This is a genomic window from Sphingobium phenoxybenzoativorans, from assembly GCF_001757355.1.
GTDB classification, from domain to species: domain Bacteria; phylum Pseudomonadota; class Alphaproteobacteria; order Sphingomonadales; family Sphingomonadaceae; genus Sphingobium; species Sphingobium phenoxybenzoativorans.
Map to the genome: position 1 here is coordinate 20,989 of NZ_MINO01000023.1, position 18,699 is coordinate 39,687.

Genomic DNA, 18,699 nt, shown 5'->3' on the forward strand with positions numbered 1-18,699 from the left:
AACGCTTTGAATCGATCAGACAAAGGGTTGCAGACTATTTTGTATCTGTGAGGTGGCGAACCACTTCGACCATGGCGAATGTGTCTTTTGCACAGTAAGTTCTGAGCGATTGCGCTAATTCAGCCACCCGGGCCTCGGTCGTGACCGGCGCAATTGCTTCGAGGTAGGCAAGCTGCGCCGCAGAACCATCCGCGACATCCAGCGCGGCGTAGTCGCCGCTATTGCTGATGGTCGGCAGGACAGCCTTGATAGACCAACTGCCGCCCTGATCGCGGTGGTACCAGTGCTCGCGGGTAACCGGCAGAAGATCAACAATGCGCGCTACGATCGCCTTGAGATCGTCGGCGAGATCCGAAAACCGCTCCGCCAGCCGGAGGATGCATGTCCGCTCGAAGGCTGCATTGTACGCGATGACGGTCCCATCCTGGGGGATCTGGGCCACCAGTACCTCGGCGCAGGCGCGACGAGGATCTTTGCCATCCAGGCTCAAGAACTCACGATGAGTGATCTGCCCTTCGCAATCTTCGATGTGGGCTGAAAATTGAAAGGGGACTTGTTCCCAGGGTTTCGTTCCGAGCCAGCGAGGCAAGGCGAAGGCGATCGTCTCGAAATCGAGATAGGTTCGAGGAAATGTCCAATTGTCGACGATCCGCCGCGCTCCGTCGACGTCGTGGTAGGGGATGCCCGACAAGGTCGCTTCATGAATGCGCGCGTGGACGGCATTGGTGAAACTGCCAGGCGGGACATCCTCAAGCTCGACAATGCCGTGTTCGGCCCACTTGGCGGCAAGTTGCCGACCCGTTCGGGGCAGCGAGGAAACTGGATAGCGCGCCGTTTCCAGATCGCGCGAGCAATAGGCCACAAATTCGCACGGGAACGGATCATGGCAATGACCGCCGGGATCGCGAGCGGGCTCTTCCCCATCAAGGACAGACCTGATTTCAGCGACCAACTTTGGGCGCTTGAGGGCGATCAGCTTAGCATCCTCCAGAGATGGCGTATCCACGAATGCGCCATGGTAGTTTCCCTCCTCCGTCAGGAAGAATTGGTTGTTGAGATGCCGGATGGCGGCCGAACTCACCTGGACCCCAGCCTCACGCAGCACCCAGAGCTGGGTCGCCAGATCGGCGACATGGTAGTCCTTGCGGCTCGTCGAGCTTTTCACTTCGGCAACGTGCCAGCCCCCAAGCCCGTCGGGTTCCATGATATCGACGCGAACGAGCACACCATCGTGGGCAAAGGTAGCCTCGAACAGCGGGTCTTGGGCTGATGCGGACGTGAGTTCCTGGGTCCGCTGAAGCGCAGCGGCAAGGTCCGGCTCGGCCTCGATCATAATGCCGCCGGAGCACAGTGAGCAGGCAGCGTCCCCAACTTCATGACCAGCAGCGAAGCGCGCCTCAGCACCTGCATCGAGCTCTGCAAGGTCAGGCCGATGCGTCTGCAGCCACAATCGCTTCGGGCACTGCTCGAAGGAGGTGATCTTCGATTTGGAAAGGCCGAACTTCCGGCTGCCAGAACTCATTGAACTACGTCATGCCCCCTTATTCCCAATGCCCAGCGTGCACTCTAGCACTGTGGGATGACAAAATCTGTCACCTCGGGCTTAAACATCATCCTTCGAGATGAAAGAGATCGGGGCGCTCTGCTGATCATTGATCAGCGGGATCTCCGACGGTCGGCGCAGTTCGAGCTGCTCGGGAATGTCCGAGGTAAGGCCATAGGCGAGGAGCAGTCGGGAGGTATCGCATTTAATGCTCGTCATCTGCGCGGGAGGGCTTGGGTGCATGAGCTTTAGATCGCCGAGTGTGGGGTGCACCCGAGCAATAAATTCCTTGTGCACCGCGGTCTTGCAACCGCCACCGATCGCCATAAGCTGCACAGGATTGCGGCGCAGGGTTGCATCGAAATTGCGCGGAGCAACGCGGGGATGCCGCGCATAATTGAAGACCTGATCGTATTGCTCGATGCAAGCCCGCCGAAACAGATCATCCGGGAAGCCGTCGCCTCGCGCGGCTTCAAGTGCTGCGGCGCCGAGCAGATTTACCTCAGCGGCAAAGGCTGCGACGCGCTCGCGATTGACGAGGTTGAAGGCCACAACGTCGAGCGTCGATGCGCCAACGTCGATGAGGATATGAGCGCCGTCCCTAGCAAACGGCTCATTGGCGTAACCTGAGATGGCTGCGGTGAGCTCGGGCACGAGGTCAAAGCCAGCCGGCAGATCGTGCGTTGAGGCCTGATAGCACTCTCGAACCTTGCTGTGGGTGAGGCAGGTCGCATGAGGCATCAACGCCCGCGCGGCGCTCACGATGTGCCTGAAATCCCGGTAGGTTTTGGTGTCGTCCTGGGCTGCGACCGGAATTCCGATGTTGATAGCCAGGACGTTCCTGGCTGCATCTCCCCCCAACGGCAAGGTCTTCCCATACCAGCCAAGGCAATGCGCCAGCTGAAGCGCAAGGAACGCTGCCGCGGCTTCGTTTCGCGTGACAGCCAAGTCAGGCAGAATGCGCTTGCCGCCGCCACCGGCGAGAATGCCTGCCTTGAAGCCTTCCAGCGCCACCTTGCCTTTACCGGGCAGCAGGGAGAATTCTTGGGTGTCGGGCGAAAACCAGATCACGCTTTGCCACAAATAGGGATGCCGGTTCGATTGCAGCAAATTGGGTGCGGGCCGTGCGGCGGTCGGATTGCCCGCCCGGTAAGGCTGGCGAACGGCGAGCTTGATTGAACTCGTTCCGAAGTCGCAGCCAATGATGTACCCCGAATGGTCAGGCTCCGGCTTTGCCCGAATGACCTCGGCACCGAACGCGATGCACTCTTCGACGCCCGTACGAACCCAGGGGAGCGCGCGCTGCGGCCGTGCTTCGATCGGAGGCGGCGCCTCACCAAACAACACCCGAATTCGCTCAATGAGCTGTTTGGTCGTTGGCGGCGGCGGTGGTGAAGGGGCTACCGGGACTGTGGGTGTCCTTTCGACCGGATGCCGGACCCGTTTTGGCTTGGCGACGATGAGATTAGGAAGGAGTGGCAATCGAGCCTTGCCGTTAGCTGCCTTCTTCCCACTGACGGCTTCAGCCTTTGGCGGGGGCAAAGCGGCGGGCGGACCCTGCATGGCGATGGGCGAGGAAAGTTCGGGTTTCTTGCGTTCTTCGAGAGGCCGCTTGGGTAGCAAACCGGCCTTGATTTGATGCGGGAGAGGCGCCGCCGTCTCGACCGGAACGACATTGGATCGTCCGCGGCCAGTCGGCCGAACCTCAAACTCCTGACGCTTGGCTTTCGGCGGCGCGCTTGCGACCTGACCTTCGGCCTTGCTCTTCATGGCTGCCTCGACATCGGCAAACCCGTTTGTATGGGAGTGATTGGGCTTTGCTCGCGGGTCGATCCGCCGGTGCTGAGCAGCGCCGGGCGCGCACTTGAGTTTTTTCAAAGCCTCGGCTGCGTCAGCAAACGATCCGAATGTCTGCCCCTTCTTTCCCATGCTCACCGCCCCCCAACTTTAATGAGCGCAATGCCTGCGAGGATGGGCTCCTCGAACGTCAGTCGCCTTTCTCGCTCGGCGATCTCGTCCAACTTGACGTCCATTCGGGCGAGGAACTTGTTGAGCTTGCCTTGCTCAAGAAGGGCAATGCGCATGCGTCCATCGCCGCCGGTCAGCCGCAGATCCCGGATCCTGCTCTCGGCTTCGCGGCGCCTGCGCTCCTTATGTTCGACAATCAGCGCGCGTTGCGTCTCGACGCGGTCATAGTGATCGGCGGCGGTCGCCTGCTGAAAGTCGTCCCACATGGCCTCGAGCGACGGCAGAAGCCTATCCGAGATCACCGCGCTGGCTGAATCGCGCTCGGCCGGATCGAGGCCTTGCAAACACGGCGCGGCGGCGAGCGCCTCCATGAGAAGGCGTTCTGCATCGTCTTCCGGGACAATGGTCTGCGTCGACAGGTTCACGCCCAGAAAGGTCAACCGATCAATCGGCAAGAGCCCGTCAATCGACCAGCGCTGGACAGCCACAGCATAGTTGCCCGCCTTGAGTTTCAGTCCGGCAGGCTTTGCAATATGGAACGCAGTGGCCGGGCGCGGAGCCATCCCTGCCTGTCGATCATCAAGGATCCGCGCACAAAACCTCGCCAACGGATGGGTCATCGGAACTGCTTCTAGCGCACGATAGCGCAAGGGCTCGGGATTGCTCCCGAATATGACTTTCACCCCGCTCGCAGCGTCACGGCTGAAGCGCGTGGGGTAGCGGCGGATGTGTTGCGAACGGTAGCGTTCGAAGTCGGCCTGCCCTTTCGGTGACAAGCGGATGTCGTAGGCGTCGATGTCGAGGTTCGCGATCGGCTCAATCCGTGTGCCGGGATAGCTGTGTGTCAAGACAGCGGACACATAGTCCCGCAAATCATCGCCGGTCAGCCGCTTGTAGGGTGCCTGAGCATCCTTAATCTTCTGAAGGATGCTATCGCCATGGGCAACCAGACCCGGTGCTTCGCGTTCAAGTTCGTCGCTCTCGCGCTTACGCTGTTCAGCAGCCTGGGTGGCACGATCGAGCTCTGCAGCCCGCCGGTCGGGGCTGAGCTCCGGATCGGTGAGAACCAGTTCGATGTCGCGGATGATGTCGCCTAGGATCGGCTCGAAGTCGCCAAGAGCTTCACGAATGATGCCCAAGCGCTCGTAGAGCCGATTGTACACCTGCTCCTCGATTGTATCGGCGGCGATCAGATTGATGATCTCGATCGACGGGGATCGCTGGCCAATACGATCGATACGACCGATGCGCTGCTCGACCTTCATCGGGTTCCAGGGGAGATCCCAGTTGAAAAGGATGCGGCAGAACTGAAGGTCGAGGCCTTCACCGCCGACTTCCGAAGTCAGCAGGATGGTCCCGCCGGGTGATTCGGCAAAGCGCGCAATCGTCGCCTGGCGATCGTCCTTGATGCCGCCGTGCAGTTCCATCACGCCAAAACCAGCGGCTTTGAGGCGACGAGCGAGGTACGAGATTGTCCGGCGGAAGCTGGAGAAGACGATGATGCGTTGATCACCGTCTGCCTCACGGACACGGCCGAGCCATTCGACCAATCGCGCAAATTTGGTGTCGGAGGCTTCAAGCTCCTTGAGGATGGCGGGATCGTCGCAAATCTCGCCGAGAGCCTGGATCAGGGGGCCAGGAACTTTCGACGGCGGGCGGTCATCCTCTTCCTCATCGAGATCGAGTGAGCCGCTGCGCTCGCCCCAATGGCGATAGGCTGAAGGCAAGCTCGAAGCGAGAAAGCGCTGGGTTTGGGCGAGTAGAAACCGCTCGTTGATGTCGTGGGTGTAGGCGTATTCCTCGATCCGTTGCGTCGCGGCATCGTAGAAGTTGCGCTCGGTATCGGACATTTCCCAGCGCGGCGCCTGGGGACGGCGCTCCACGCGAAACTCGGCGACATCGCGCCGGCGCGTGCGGTTGATAAGCGAGCCCAGCAGCGACATTTCCTCGATGCGGGCTGCCACTGCCACCCGATTGGCCGGCGTATCCTCCATCCCCTGCGCGAGTTCATGGCGTAGGCGCTTGAGGCGCCCCCCGGTCTTGAGCACCTGGCCTTCCGGCAGCTCATCCACCAATTTGATGAGGTCACCCATCGATGTCCGCGGATCGCGCGCCGCTTCCCAGGCTGCGATCATCGGAGCGTTCTCGGCCTGAAGGACGTCGAAAAGCCACTCGCGCTCGAATGTTTCCGGATCGATCAGCTTGAGGATCGCGCGGAGGTCGTTTGCCCGCAGATTGATTGGAGTAGCCGAGAGGAAGACCGAATAGTCGGACGCCTCGCTCACCATCTGCCCGAGCTTGTGATTGAGCGTTTCGGTGTTGCGGAGGTGATGCGCCTCGTCGAACACAGCGAGGTCGAACAGTTCTTCCTCGGCATCGGCCATGTAGCGTGCAAGCTCTGCTCGCGGCCCCTTGGCGGGTTCATCAGGATTGTTCCAGTTTTTGGGTGGCCGGATTGCCGAGATCGAGACGATCGCAGCGAAACCCTCACGCCGGACCTGGTCGTCCTTGATTCGGTCCAACAGGTCAGCCGCATCGCAGATGCGGGCGTCGACATTGAATTTCGAGCGGAGCTCTTCTCGCCACTTTTCCGTGAGCGGCTTGGGGCAGACGATAAGCAACCTGCGGCTATCAAATCTTGCGACCAGCTCGGTCCAGATAAGGCCAGCCTCGATGGTCTTACCAAGGCCCACCTCGTCGGCGATCAGCACGCCGCGGGACGGCGAATTGAGGAGCTTCAGGACGGGCTTGAACTGGTAGGCATGGAATTCGGTGTTGGTCGCGCCGATGCTGTAGATGATGTCAGCGAGCTTGCCGGTCATGCGCATGTGCGTCAGCGCTCGCCGCAGGTCGTCGGGCCCGGAGAGCTTGCCGGTTGTAAAATCGGTCAAAGCATCGGCAGTCTCGGGCACTTCCTCGAGCTCGATCAGCGGCACCGTTCGCCGGCCAGCAGGCAATTCGATCTCGATGAAGGTGCGTCCGGCCCTTTCCAATGGGGGCTTTGACGTGATCACGCCGATGGACGACGGATCACCTTTGAGCCGAACGCGGGTACCAGGTTCCAAAGTCTTCCCCCAAGCTAGGAGTGGCAAATCTGTTCGAAGCACACCTTGGCGGTCAAGTCTGACTGCTCAGTAAACCATCAGAATTTAAGTCGATGATGACGATGTGCCGCAGTAATAAGTGCCCCGTCGTCGCCTACCACGAGGTAAGCATCGAGCGCCTTTTCCAGCTTGAGGAACGCCGATTTGCCTATGTCCTTGAGCATCCGGGACCGGCTGTGCCGGGTAAGATAGCAAATCTCGGCGCCGCGATGACGACGATACTCTCCATAGGCCATCAGAGCATCGACGGCCTGATGAGAAATCGCGCGCTGCTGCATGCGGGCTTCGGCGTGGTGCGTAAACATCTGATCGTCCTTTCCCTTGATGGTGATTTGTGTCTAAATCATCGGGGTGACAGAAACTGTCATGGGGGCCCTCTATGTCATTTGCCAAGGCGGTGGATCTCTTGCGTCTCGCGATGATGGCCACGTCCCGCCAGGGGGTTTGTCTTAGTGATGTGGAAGCAGAATTCGGCGGTGTCCGGCGGACGGCACAGCGCATGATCGCGGCTCTCGAAGAGGCGTTTCCTGCGACCGAACACTATGTGGGTGACGATGGCCGGCACTATTGGCGCCTGCCGTCTCGGGCGGTCGCGCCACTCCTCACCCCATCAGCAGAAGAGCTTGTAAGCCTCAGGTCGGCGATCAGCGAACTCGAGCGGGTGGACATGAACGGCGAGGCTGTCCAGCTGCGTAGCCTTGAGCGCAAAGTCCGTGCTCTGATTCCCAGCGACCGTACGCTTCGTCTGGCGACCGATGAGGAAGCTCTGCTCGAAGCCATGGGCTTTGCTGCCAGACCTGGCCCACGCCCATCGCTGAACGAGGCAGTCGATCTCGCTATTTCGGAGGCAATAAAGGGACCGTTCGAGCTGAGAATTCAGTACCAAGGCAGAGGTGATACGAAGCCAAGTTGGCGAACAATCGAGCCGCTCGGCCTGCTCTTGGGCTCTCGCCGTTATCTCGTCGGCATCGATACGGCCAAGCGTGACGGGCGCTATCGCCACTACCGGGTCGAAGACATCATGGAGGCGCAGGTGCAGGCGAAGGTCTTCGCCTATCCAGATGAATTCGACCTCGGAGAATACGCGACCCGTGCCTTTGGATCATATCATCACGAGGCCGAGTACGGTGAGGTAATCTGGAAGTTTGCGCCCGAAGCGGCTGATCGAGCGGCAAGGTTCCAGTTCCACCCGAGCCAAGCGGTTGAGCGCCTAGATGATGGATCTATGCTGGTGCGCTTCACGGCTTCAGGGCACCTCGAAATGAGTTGGCATCTCTACGCTTGGGGCGACAGCGTCGAGGTCCTCAACCCTCCGGCTTTGGCCGACATGGTGCATCCTTACCGGAGGTCCGATTTTGCAGCGCTGCCCTGATGCCCCAATCCGACAACCTCATGTTAGCCTCTGACGCGTAACACCTAGCCATATTGAATATTTTTGAATATTTTACCTTAGGGTAACGCGCGGGGTTAAAAGATGCCCGAGGAAATTCTGACCGTTCGGGAAGTGGCCGAGTTTCTAAAGGTCACAGAACGAACGATTTATCGGCTCGCGACGGAGGGGCAAATCCCTTCGTTTAAGGTTGGAGGATCTTGGCGCTTCCAACGCTCTGACCTCATTCAGTGGATGAATGACCAGGCGAAGGCGCAAACTGATCGTGGCGGCCAGCCGCACGGGGAGAAAGACTGAACATGTTGGGCCTGACGCTAAGAGAAGAATTCCGGAGCAAGCGCCTCAAAGGCACCGCGATCGAACTCTCGAACGATTCCAATACTGGCGCGACCCAAATCGCTGCGCAGGAATTCCTCAACATCACATATCCAACACACGATTTGCTGAAGGGCATTGAAGCTGTTGGGCCTGGCCAAGGGCGCCCGGTAGTCGTTATCGGTGAGCGCGGGCTTGGTAAATCGCACTTGATGGCAGCGCTTTTTCACGCTGTGAATGATGCCGCGTCTACTGGCGCCTGGCTAAACTCGTGGGCAACCACACTGAGCGATCCAAAGATTGCCAACATCGCGTTGCGCAACGGGATGCAGGTGATTGGCGAAAGCCTTCACCGCCAACGGTACAAGTTTTTGTGGGATCTGCTGTTTGATCGCCATCCTCATGGGACGTACATCAAGGGCAAGTGGGAAGGCATGGGTGCGGCAAAGACCGATATTCCTTCAGACAAGCTGATTATGGAGATGCTCGAAGCCGCACCGACGATGCTGCTTCTGGACGAATTCCAGACTTGGTACGACGGGCTCACTAACACCAAGCAATACCCCTGGAAGAATTGGGCATTCAATTTCATTCAGATTTTGTCCGAGATTGCCAAGGATAGGCCTGATCTTCTGGTTCTCGTGATCTCCGTCCGCAACGGCGGCAGCGACGCATACCAGCAGGTGCATCGCGTTAACCCAGTAGCCATCGACTTTAAGGCTGGAGGCAATGCCGAACGAATCCAGCAAGATCGACGGCGAATGCTCTTGCATCGCCTTTTCGACAACCGCTTGCAGATTGCAAATGGAACGATTGAAGCGCTGGTTGCACAGCATGTGGTAGAATTTTTCCGGTTGCAGGATGTCCCTCCGTCCGAACAAGATCGCAAGCGCAATGAATTCACTGAGGCCTGGCCATTCGCACCCCACCTCTTGCGGCTGCTTGAAGAGCAAGTCCTGATTGCAACCGATGCGCAAGAAACGCGCGATATGATCCGGATTTTGGCAAATCTTTACAAGAGCCGCGGGGAAGCTTCGCCAGTTCTCACGGCCGCAGATTTCCGCCTAGATGACGACGCCTCCGGCATCGGAGCTCTGCTGGATTCGGTTTCCAATGAGCATCACCGGACCCTTCGGGCGAAGGCCCAGCAGAACATCATTTCCGTGACTGAAGCTGTCACCAACCACGCCGGCCTTGCTCCCCACCTGCAAGAGATTGTCGGGGCATTGTGGCTGCGATCCATTGCGGTTGGCAATTTGGCCGGTGCGGAGCCTTCAACGCTGCAGGTCGATATCACGCGCGATAAGGCGGTCGATGACAACGCGTTTCAGGTGGAACTGTCGACCATCGTCGAGAACAGCTTTAACATCCACCAAGACGGTCCTCGACTTGTTTTCCGCGAGGAGGAGAACCCTCGCGCCAAATTGATGGCCTGTGCACGGAACGACAAGCTGTTCACCGACGGGTCCGATCAAGCCCAGCTGTCCAAACAAGTGCGCTATGTAATTGGCGGCACGGACGAGGTTGCCAAGCTCTTCCGCGTTATCGCACTACCGAAGTCGTGGCAGACCGATCCGTGGTCGACTCTCGATGAAGCGGAGCAGCCGGATCGATGGGATGACCGCCTACCGATATTGGTGCTTCCTGAAGAGCCCGACAATATTGCTCCGGCGCTGGGGCGTTGGTTAAAGGATCACCTGCAGAAGCGGCGCAACACAATCCGATTTCTGCTCCCGCGCTCCGGCTCGCTGAACGCTTATCAGGATCGCGACCTCCTAATTTTAGCACGGGCCGAAATGAAGGCGCAGGAATGGAGCGGCCAGAGCCCCGAATACAAAAAGTTGCAAGCCGAATACCAAGGCGCGCTGCGCGACTTGCTGAAAAAGCGCTTCGATCGCTTCGCTGTTCTGCATCGTTGGAATTTTGCGGATCCGAGCCAATGCTCGTTCAACGTCGAGAGCCTGAAAAAGCAAGGAGCCCAGATACCTGAGGGCATTGAAGAGGCTTTGATCAACGATCTGTTCGTCCCTGAAGATTTCGAAGATCTCGTCCTGGAGGCTGCGGCCGACAATTCGGCCGTAGGCAAACTGCTTCGTGAATTGCAGGAACCCCGGCCTGCAGGTCAGGATTGCATCCCGTGGCTCGGCGAAACGGCCATGAAGGAACGCATCCTTCGTCTATGCGCAAAGGGCAAGATCGCCATCAATCTGCGCGGCATGGAGTATCTGCAAACACAGCCGGGCGAAGATGAAGACACAGCGTGGAAGCGCCTGCGTCCCAAGCTATCTTACACCGGTCGCCAGCTCGACGAGGTGTTCCTCATGGCACCTTCGGCAGTGCCAACAACGGGTGGCAGTACGCCCGTTACACCAACGCCACCGGGCGGTGGTGATGCTGGCGGTTTGTTCGGTGGCGCCACACCGACGCCGCCCAATCCATTTGGTGGCGGCACCGGCGCAGGTGGTGAGACGCAACCAACTCCAGGAGGTGTCTTCGGCGGCACCCCGGCAACCCCCGGCGCTAAACCTCGAATTCCTCTCAACAATCCCGCCACCTCACCGCTCAATCTGATTGGCAAACTTGAAGGTTGGGGTATCGGCCCGGCCACCAAGGTTGCCGAGGTGGCGATAAAAGTGTCGGCAGCCAACGGTGCCCAACTCAAGGAGCTGCTTAAGAAGCTGCCCGATGGCATGACATTCGAGATCAGCCTCGAGAAGGAGGACGATTGATGGCGCTAGATGCAGCGGTTCTCGGGAGCTTGGCCAAAGGTTCCGACAAAGATGCGTGGCGCGTCATCATCGATAAGACTGTCGAGATCGCCTCAAAGCCATTGGCGGTTGGCAATGCACCGAGCGAAGTCATCAAGCGCGATCGGGAGATCGGTGTGCTCGATCACTTCCTGTCATCCAGCGCTTGGGACCTTTGGCGAAGCTTCGGCTCTACTGTGGAGCGTAACTCAGATCGCCTCGCGCGCTGGTGGTCAGAGCCATACAGCGCGAAAGCGGTGCTGATATTGGATGGCCTCTCACTTCGCGAACTGCCCTGGTTGCTCCAAGGCGCCAAAGAGCGAGGCTTCACTCTGCACGAGGTCTCCGCGAATGCCTCCGAACTGCCCGGCGAAACCAATGAATTTGCGAAGGCCCTTGGGTTCGGAAGCCGAAGTCAGCTGCAAAACAACGGCGGCGGGCTTTCGCATAGGCTCCAGCCAACCGCCACCGAATGCGTCGACATGCCTTGGAAAGACTGTGAAGGCTTGATCGACGGCTCAAAAAACTGGGTTTTCTGGCACCATTGGCCGGACAGCAAAGTCCATGATGGTGCTGTTGCCGGCCAGGGACTTGATACACTGATCCGTGATGCCACCGATCAGCTCAACAGCGACGATTTCTGGGCATTCGTTGAACGTCTGGCCACGGGTCGTCGGTTGGTCATCACGTCAGACCATGGCTATGCAGCGACCGGCTACTTCCCTGATGCAGAGGGGGAAGTTGGTCAGTTTCTGAAGTCGACGTTTGCCAGCAGGCGAAGTTCAAAGGGATGCGGCGAAACTGGCCCCTTCGTTCCTCCAGTCGCGCTTCAGATCCAAAGCCCACACGGCGAACACCTTCTCGCGGTGGGCCGCTGGAAGTGGAAGAGTCAGGGCGGCTACCCCACTTTGACACACGGCGGCCTCTCGCTGCTTGAGGTGCTCTCGCCCTTCATCGAGATTACAAAGTAAGGATTGCGCCAAATGGCATCGAAAAAAGAATTGTTGGCGCAGGAAGTTGCGAAGGCAGTCGGTACGGGCAAGGCGGTTGCACTTGAAACTGTTGATTTCAATGACCCCAACCGTCCAAAAACCTGTCTGGAAGTCGATTTCCCGATCCTGCCGGTCAATCAAGTAGCTGTCATTGAGGGCAACGCGGGAAAACCGATCTACCAAATGTCAAAATGGTGGGCCCGGCGTCGGTCGAGCGTCTTCCGTTCGATGCTGATCGCGGCTGCCACAAAAGCTCCTGAAGACCCTTCACACGCTGCGAAGCTGGTGTGGGACAATTATTACGCCAATCACCAGAAGAAAGGCGCTTTCAAAAACCTGAAGGTGGCTGACATCTTTATGGGTGGTGGGACCACCTTGGTCGAAGGCTCACGCCTTGGCATGCAGATGATCGGGAATGACCTGAATCCTGTTGCCTGGTTTGTGGTGAAGCAAGAGCTGGCCAATGTTGACCTCGATGAGGTCAGGCGCTTGCTGGCGGACATTGAGGCCGAAGTGAAGCCTCAGATCATGCCGTACTATTATTGCGATGGACCAGAAGGTGAGAAGGGCAAGTGGACCCACCTTCCGACAAAGCGCGTGATGCCGGCTGATTTTGATCCTCTAACGCTGACCCCTGAACAGCGGCCGGAATATAGCTATGAAGGCCCGGAGGTGATTTACACCTTCTGGTCAAAGCATGGCCCGTGTCAGGTGACCGGCTGTGGCCATCGTACGCCAATCATGACCAGCCCGATCATGGCGGTAAAGACAATTAGCGTGAAACACTGGGAACATACCTGCCGGAAGTGTGGCACGGATTTCCACGTTGAAGAAAATGCAGCGCGTATGGCTCCAGACGTGCCGCTCTACGTTGCGCCATCCGAGCATCCGTTCTCTGTTCTTGACCGGAAAAAGGGAGTGGTATGCCCCGAATGTGGGGCAACCGAACTGATTAATCTGGGCAAAGGTACAAACAAAAAGATCGAATTGACGCTGCTCGTTCACCCCGAATGGCTCGCCGGTAGCTCCAAGCAAGATCACAGCGGACATCCCTTTGGTGGATCAGCTAAAGACGATGTGACGTCTTCGGTCAGATGGAATCAGGAGCGGGCGGCAAAAATTCGCCTTTTGGAAGTGCGGGGCGAACTCCCTGACGAGGTAACTTGCCCCGAGACTGACGTGACATTCGCACCCGATATCGGCACGGTGCCCAAGAAATCGCATTACGCATGCGGCGCATGCGGTACAGTCCAAGACGTTCTCGATACCATTAAGGCTTCAGGTAAGACGGGGCCCATGGCCGGCTATGCCGTTCAAGGTTATGCCCCCAAGCGTGACCAAAATGGCGCCCCATATAGTGGTCGGTTTTTTGCGCCTTTTGATCACGCACATGCAGCGCAATATGACGCAGCGTTGGCTGAGTGGGATACGCGCAAGGATGCCGACCTGGCAGCATATTGGCCTAGGTCAGAACTGCCTTACGGCTTCATGACTCACCATTTACAGGGTGGCGTGCCAAATCACGGGTTTACCCATTGGTGGACGATGTTCAATCCGCGTCAGCTGCTCGTGCATAGCCAATTGCTGAAATCGATCGCGACTGTCGGTACTTATAGCTGGGAATCAAGAGAATACGTTTTAGGAGCTTTTCAGCAATACCTCAGAAACCAGTGCCTTTTTAGTTTTTGGAATCCCCAGCGTGACACCCCAGAGCCGATGTTTTCCAATAATAATTACCACCCCAAATCGACTGTTATTGAAAACTGTGTATTCCCTTCACTGGGCCGAGGTAACTGGGCCTCAAGCTCCGAGGGGATTTTAGAAGCTCGCGAATGGGCCCTGCATCCATGGGAAGCCGTGAGCGCGGAGGGTCTTAAGCGGCGCGATCCTGACCTCGCCAGCGAAGTTTCTGGCAAGAGTGTCAAAGTCTACCCGTCCGATCCCGTGCGCGAAGCTGCGCCATTCTGTGGCTCGTCAACTGAATTGGAACAAGTGCCAGATGCGAGTCTGGATCTGGTCATTACGGATCCCCCATTTGGTGGTTTGCTCCATTATTCAGAGCTGTCTGATTTCTTCTACGTCTGGCTCCGCCTTGCTCTAAAAGATAAATATCCAGCATATTTCAATGCCGAGTACACACCCAAGTCTCTCGAGGCAGTTGCCAATCGTGCCCGCGAACCCGAAGATCCAGACGGGTTCTACAAGCGGCTGCTCACGCAGTGCTGGCGGGAAGCACATCGGGTCCTGAAGCCAAGCGGAATTCTCGCGTTCACTTTCCACCACAGCGAAGATGAACCATGGGTTGCCGTGCTCGAGTCCCTTTTCGACGCCGGTTATTATCTCGAGGCTACCTACCCAATTAGGTCCGATGAGACAAAAGGCGATGGGGAGTTTGGCTCGAAAACCATTGAGTACGACATCATCCACGTTTGTCGCAAGCGCACCGAGGAGCCGACCCCAGTGAGCTGGGGTCGCATGCGGCGTGAAGTCATGGCCGACGTGCGCCAGTTGCAGGCGATGCTGGAAAACCACGCCAAGGAAGGCTTGCCTGCCGCAGACATCCAAGTGATCCGCCGCGGAAAGGCGCTTGAGTATTTCTCTCGTCACTATGGCAAAGTCTATGTCGATGAAGGGAGGCCGATCACCGTCAAGGATGCGCTGGTCGGCATCAACCAGCTCATTGATGAGGACGCCGACAAGGGCAAAGAACCGCCCCCCGTCAACGCGGAGCCGATCACGCGCCAGTTCCTACGCACGTTCGGCACCGCCGCCGAAATGAAACGAGATCAGCTACAGAAATTCCTCAAAGGCTCTATCACGACACCTGATGAATTCGAACAGCGTGGCTGGTGCTTCGAAAAGAGCAAGGTTTTCACACGCGTCAACCCGCTCGATTTTGCCCGTGACTGGTCTGGGAAGCACAAGCGTCGCCTGACATCAGACTTGGATCAAGCCCTGGTGCTGATCGGCTCCTGCTTTGATGGCAGCGGCATCAAAGCATCCGACACATTGCAAAACGAAAACTTCAAACCCCACGTAGCCCTGAAGCCGCTGTTGGAGTGGCTGCAACGGAATGGTCCGGACCAGGCCAACCGCAACGCAGCATCGCGAGCGGTCACTATCTACAATTCCTGGGCTGCGTCTCAGGCAACTAAGCCCCAGCAGGGCTCGTTGTTCGAGGAGTATGATCTATGAAGCATACACTCGACACCGTCTGGCAGCGGCGTGGCACCAGTTGGATCTGGGATGAAGAGGCGCGTAATCAGATCTGTTTGGCAAACGAGGTCTGGAGTCTGCGTCAGTTCCTGCAATCGGCAGGCAATTGGCCGGAAGACCTTCCGAGCAACCAGAACAACACCCTGGTTGTAGCAGGTCTGGAAGGCAGCCTTGATTTGCTGGCACCCAGTGACGCCGAGGCGTGGTTAGGCGAAACAGTCAAGGATGCGATCCTCTCGTTTCAAGCGCATTATGAGAGTGAAGCAGCGCTGATCTTCTGGCTGCCTTCCGGCCATGGACGCATCAAAGTTCACCCTGCCACAGACTCCGTTGAATGGCGCTGCGCTGCCCCCCATACCGATAGCCTATTGGCCTTCGGTCGAATTCTGTGGGGTGAAGCCAACGAGTACCCGCAGGAAATCCTGTTGCGTGAAGGTGCCAAGCCCGCAGGCCTTTTCCATCTGCGAATTACCTGAGGCAAACGCGTGGTTCCAGCACCCCAATTGCAGCCCGGCGAACGGATTACCCATCCAGAATTTGGCCAAGGCGTTGTCCTTGACCCTGCTCGTGACGGCTACCTTCGCGCGTTTTTCAGTGTCGGCGAACGCCGCGTGCCAGTTACTGCGGTACGGCTCGAGCTCTCTCGCACCGAGCGTATTCTTCGGTCGGTTGAAGGCACCGACGATCGGGCGCGCAAAGCTTGGCTCTCCTACGAGGCGCACGTCCTACCGCTGATGGAAAGCGCATCAGCGCTGACGTCGGCCCGCATCGACCTTTTGCCGCACCAGGTGGTCCTAACACACCGGATTGCGACGGCTTCACCCCGCAGGTTTCTGATTGCTGACGAGGTGGGCCTGGGCAAAACGATTGAGACCGCGCTGGTCCTCCGAGAACTTGCCAGCCGCGGCGAACTCAACCGCGCGCTGATGGTGGTGCCGGCCGGATTGGTGAACAATTGGCATCGTGAACTCAACGAGATCTTTAATCTCGACTTTGAGGTTTTCGGTTCTGAGGGCGACATCACAGACCGCAAGACCAACGCATTCGCCAAGCACGACCTGTTGATTGCCAGCATCGACACATTGAAGCGGCCGAACCGGATCAAGCGCCTTCTTGAAGCCCCACGTTGGGATCTAGTGGTATTCGACGAAGCCCACCACCTGACGGCCTATCGAACAGGCGGCAAAGTCAGAAAGACCGAAAACTACAAACTGGCGGAGGCTCTGAAGGGCCACACCCGGGACCTCCTTCTCCTCTCCGCGACCCCGCATCAAGGCAACCACTTCCAATTCTGGATGCTCATCCAGCTGCTAAATCCGACGCTGTTTGGCGGTCCAGAGGAGATGGTCGAGCATAGGCACCGGCTAAATACAGTGATGTACCGCCGGACCAAGGCGGACGCCTGCAAGCCCGACGGTGAGCCGCTGTTCGCCAGGCGCTGGGTCCACACCGAGTCCTTCCTGATGCAGGAAGAAGAGCGCCGCTTTTACGAGAAGTTGCGGGAATATCTGGAGGACGGATTCGATCTGGCCAAGCGCCAGGGAAGCCAGGGGCGAGCCCTGGGGTTCTTGATGGCGATTTTCCAGAAAATCGCTGCTTCGAGCTTCGCCGCCGTCCGTCGGACTCTGAAGCGACGTTTGCTGATGCTGACCCTCAAGGAAGCCCTCCTCCGGGACCGCGAGCTTGATATCGAGGGTCGCGAGCGCCTTTACGATGAGGCCCGCGAACTGATCCATCTCGAGTGGAACCTGGGCCGCGACCCGATTGGGCGCAGCGAGGTCGATCGGGTGATGGCCGACCTCAAGTACCGACTGGCGAGAAAGCTCGACGACGACGCCTTAGAAATGGCTTCTGATCCTTATGGCAGCGAGTTCGTTGCGTCACACGTCGAGGATATCGCCTCCTCCGTCGTGGATCTTCACCTGCCGGAAGAGCGGCTGCGCATCGGCGACCTCCTCGACGCGTTCCCGCAACCACGCGAGACGAAGGTCCAGAAACTGTTGGATGGGCTAGGAACGCTGTGGCGCCAGAATCCTGGCGAGAAGGTGGTCATCTTTGCGACCTACCTTGGCACTGTCGACTTGATCGCCCGTGAGATCGAGCAGGTCTATCCGGGCCAAGGCGTCGTTGTGCTTCGCGGTGGCGATCATGGCGCCAAGACAGCGGCTGAGCGCCGCTTCCGTATGAAGGACGGACCCCGTGTTCTGGTCTGCACTGCCGCCGGGCGTGAAGGGATCAATCTCCAATTTGCCCGTGTCCTGTTCAATTTCGACCTCCCTTGGAACCCGATGGATATGGAGCAGCGGATCGGGCGCATCCATCGCTACGGCCAAGCACATACTGCGCAGGTCTATAATCTGGTTCTTTCCGACACGATCGAGGGGCGGATATTCCTGCTCTTGGACGATAAGCTCACCGAGATCGCCAGAACACTGGGCAAGGTCGATGATCAGGGCAATGTCGCCGAGGATCTAAGAGCCCAGATTTTGGGGCAACTCTCCGAACGATTGAACTATGACCGTGTGTATCAGGAGGCCCTGTCGGACCCCAGCCTGCAGCGAACAACTGTCGAGCTCGAGGCAGCACTATCAAATGCTCGAGAGGCTCGGGAGGTCGTATTTGATCTGTTCCAGGATCTGGATGGATTCAGCCTCGACGAATATCAGCCACTTTCTGACGTCTCGACCGGCATGGGGAGGATCATCCAGTTCATGTCTTCCTCCCTTCCAGACAGACATCAGCGGCTCACGAAGGTGGATGAACAGACATACGATCTCACGGCCGTTGATGGGTTACGCAAGGCGCGCTTCACGCTCGATCGTGATGTAGCCACGAGCCAGGAAGGCATCGAATTGCTCGGTTTGGACCACCCGTTGGTACAAGAAGAGCTGGGCCGTTGGAGAGGTTTGCCGCCGGAGCAATTGGGAATTTCCGTGTCCAGTGACGATGTCAGCCACACACTCCTGTCATTCTGGATTGTTGAGTCGGCAGTTGGGACTGGCGAGCGGCGCACTACTGTTCAGACGATTGCGGTGCAGCCAGACGGCACACGGGTGCCTGCTATTGAAAGGCAGTCGGTCTTGTATCTACAATCACCAGTAGCCCAACCATTCCTGACCGCTGAAGAACGGCTTGAGCTCTTCGCAAATGTGGTCGAGCCCACATTGCAACGCGAACTTAAGCACAAGGGGCTGGCGACCGGTGATGGAAGCTATTCTGCAGAGTTGATTGGGTACGTCGAAATCTGCGGCAAGTAGGGGGCGACCAGCGAAATCTATCCATCGAATGCCTTCAGGTATTCCTCAACCCTATCGAGCGTCCGCCGCCGTGGCCGGCGTCCCAATCGCAAGTCCAGAACAAAGCGCGGATCTCCCACTGCCCTTCGCCCGAAGCGGGTAGCCGACATGTGGGTGTCCTTGAGATG

11 protein-coding genes are annotated in these 18,699 nt (G+C 58.1%); 7 read left to right on the top strand and 4 right to left on the bottom strand.

From position 1 onward, the window contains the following. Window positions 1–34: 34 nt before the first annotated feature. The 4 genes from BHQ40_RS12615 to BHQ40_RS12630 all read right to left on the bottom strand — a co-directional run bounded on the left by BHQ40_RS12615 (window position 35) and on the right by BHQ40_RS12630 (window position 6,920). Window positions 35–1,522 (bottom strand): DUF2779 domain-containing protein, encoded by a 1,488-nt coding sequence (locus BHQ40_RS12615; protein WP_070156232.1) that lies wholly within the window; start codon window positions 1,520–1,522, stop codon window positions 35–37. Window positions 1,523–1,603: 81 nt separating this feature from the next. Further along, entirely contained in the window at window positions 1,604–3,472 is a 1,869-nt protein-coding gene (locus BHQ40_RS12620; protein ID WP_070156233.1) for a hypothetical protein, read from the bottom strand. A 2-nt stretch (window positions 3,473–3,474) separates the two neighbouring features. Beyond that, window positions 3,475–6,576 carry a helicase-related protein gene (locus BHQ40_RS12625; protein ID WP_070156234.1) on the bottom strand — a complete coding sequence of 1,034 codons (3,102 nt, stop codon included), beginning with the start codon at window positions 6,574–6,576 and terminating at the stop codon, window positions 3,475–3,477. A 77-nt stretch (window positions 6,577–6,653) separates the two neighbouring features. Then, complete coding sequence (locus tag BHQ40_RS12630) at window positions 6,654–6,920, bottom strand: DUF4258 domain-containing protein (protein WP_070156235.1); 267 nt, start codon at window positions 6,918–6,920, stop codon at window positions 6,654–6,656. A gap of 74 nt (window positions 6,921–6,994) precedes the next feature. Here BHQ40_RS12630 and BHQ40_RS12635 point away from each other — a divergent pair, with 74 nt between their 5' ends. The 7 genes from BHQ40_RS12635 to BHQ40_RS12665 all read left to right on the top strand — a co-directional run bounded on the left by BHQ40_RS12635 (window position 6,995) and on the right by BHQ40_RS12665 (window position 18,532). Next, window positions 6,995–7,987 (top strand): helix-turn-helix transcriptional regulator, encoded by a 993-nt coding sequence (locus tag BHQ40_RS12635; RefSeq protein ID WP_070156236.1) that lies wholly within the window; start codon window positions 6,995–6,997, stop codon window positions 7,985–7,987. Window positions 7,988–8,089: 102 nt separating this feature from the next. Then, the gene (locus BHQ40_RS12640) at window positions 8,090–8,302 is read left to right on the top strand and encodes a helix-turn-helix domain-containing protein (RefSeq protein WP_070156237.1); all 213 of its coding nucleotides are present in this window, start codon (window positions 8,090–8,092) and stop codon (window positions 8,300–8,302) included. A gap of 2 nt (window positions 8,303–8,304) precedes the next feature. Beyond that, entirely contained in the window at window positions 8,305–11,049 is a 2,745-nt protein-coding gene (locus tag BHQ40_RS12645; RefSeq protein WP_070156238.1) for a DUF499 family protein, read from the top strand. Then, complete coding sequence (locus BHQ40_RS12650) at window positions 11,049–12,038, top strand: hypothetical protein (protein ID WP_070156239.1); 990 nt, start codon at window positions 11,049–11,051, stop codon at window positions 12,036–12,038. Before BHQ40_RS12645 ends, BHQ40_RS12650 begins: the two co-directional genes overlap by 1 nt. A 12-nt stretch (window positions 12,039–12,050) precedes the next feature. Further along, entirely contained in the window at window positions 12,051–15,254 is a 3,204-nt protein-coding gene (locus tag BHQ40_RS26705) for a site-specific DNA-methyltransferase (protein WP_070156240.1), read from the top strand. Next, window positions 15,251–15,751: a hypothetical protein gene (locus BHQ40_RS12660; protein ID WP_070156241.1), complete on the top strand. Its 501-nt coding sequence runs from the start codon at window positions 15,251–15,253 to the stop codon at window positions 15,749–15,751. The genes BHQ40_RS26705 and BHQ40_RS12660 overlap by 4 nt, the downstream gene beginning before the upstream one ends. Before the next feature lie 9 nt (window positions 15,752–15,760). Further along, window positions 15,761–18,532, top strand: a complete 2,772-nt coding sequence (locus tag BHQ40_RS12665) for a DEAD/DEAH box helicase (RefSeq protein WP_070156242.1) — start codon at window positions 15,761–15,763, stop codon at window positions 18,530–18,532. Window positions 18,533–18,699 lie beyond the last annotated feature (167 nt).